Annotated in this window: 1 protein-coding gene; it reads left to right on the top strand. The window is 68.1% G+C overall.

What is annotated here, in order from left to right; genetic code table 11:
* On the top strand, positions 1-1281 hold a 1281-nt coding region (locus tag Ade02nite_RS48835; protein ID WP_239169642.1), incomplete at both ends, for an alpha-galactosidase.

The raw sequence follows: 1281 nt of genomic DNA on the forward strand, positions 1-1281 counted from the left end.
GGACAACGGTGTGGGCCGTACCCCGCCGATGGGCTGGAACAGTTGGAACACGTTCTTCTGCAATATCAACGAGTCGCTGATCCGGGGGATGGCCGATGCGATGGTCAGCAGCGGTATGCGCGACGCCGGTTATCAGTATGTGGTGGTCGATGACTGCTGGATGAATCCGAACCGTGACGCGAGCGGCAACCTGCAGGGTGATCCGTCCCGGTTCCCCAGTGGTATGAAGGCGCTGGGTGACTACATTCACGCGCGGGGGCTGAAGTTCGGTATCTATCAGGTGCCGCTGGATCGGACCTGCGCGCAGTATTCCGGCTCGTATCCGGGTGCGACCGGTGCCCTGGGTCATGAGGCGCAGGACGCCCGGCAGTTCGCCGCGTGGGGTGTCGACTACCTGAAGTACGACTGGTGCTCGCCGACCGGCACGATCAGCGAGCAGGTCGCCACGTTCGCCAAGATGCGCGACGCGCTGGCCGCGACCGGCCGGCCGATCCTCTACAGCATCAACCCCAACAGCTTCCACGCGAAGACCGGCCCGCAGCGTGACTGGGGTGACGTGGCGAACATCTGGCGCACCACCGAGGACATCACGCTGGCCTGGGACACCGGGCAGAGCAACGGCTACCCGATGGGCGTCAAGAACATCGTCGACGTCACCGTGCCGCTGGCCGGGTACGCGCGGCCGGGCGCCTTCAACGACCCGGACATGATGGAGGTCGGCCGGGGCACCCTGACCGACACCGAGCAGCGTTCCCACTTCGCGCTCTGGGCGATGATGGCCGCGCCGCTGATCGCCGGTAACGACCTGCGGTCCATGTCCGCCGCCACCCAGACGATCCTGAAGAACCCCCGGCTGATCGCCATCAACCAGGACACCCTCGGCCGCCAGGGCGTGCAGGTCGCGGGCGACGCCAACCAGCGGGTCCTCGCCAAACGCCTGGCCAACGGCGACGTGGCGGTGGCGCTGTTCAACCAGTCCGCCTCGACCCGCACGATCTCCACCACGGCCGCGGCGATCGGCAAGACCGGCGCCTCGTCGTACTCGCTGGTCGACGCCTGGACCGGCGCCACGACCACCACCAGCGGCACGATCAGCGCGAGCGTGCCCTCGCACGGCACGATCGTCTACCGGGTCAGCGGCGGCACCACCGGCGACCCGACCACGCCACCGTCGTCCAGCCTGGTCAGCGCCGCGTCCGGCCGCTGCCTGGACGTGCCCAACAGCACCACCGCGAACGGCACCCAGCCAGTCATCTGGGACTGCAACGGCGCCGCCAACCA

Source organism: Paractinoplanes deccanensis, from assembly GCF_016862115.1.
GTDB classification, from domain to species: domain Bacteria; phylum Actinomycetota; class Actinomycetes; order Mycobacteriales; family Micromonosporaceae; genus Actinoplanes; species Actinoplanes deccanensis.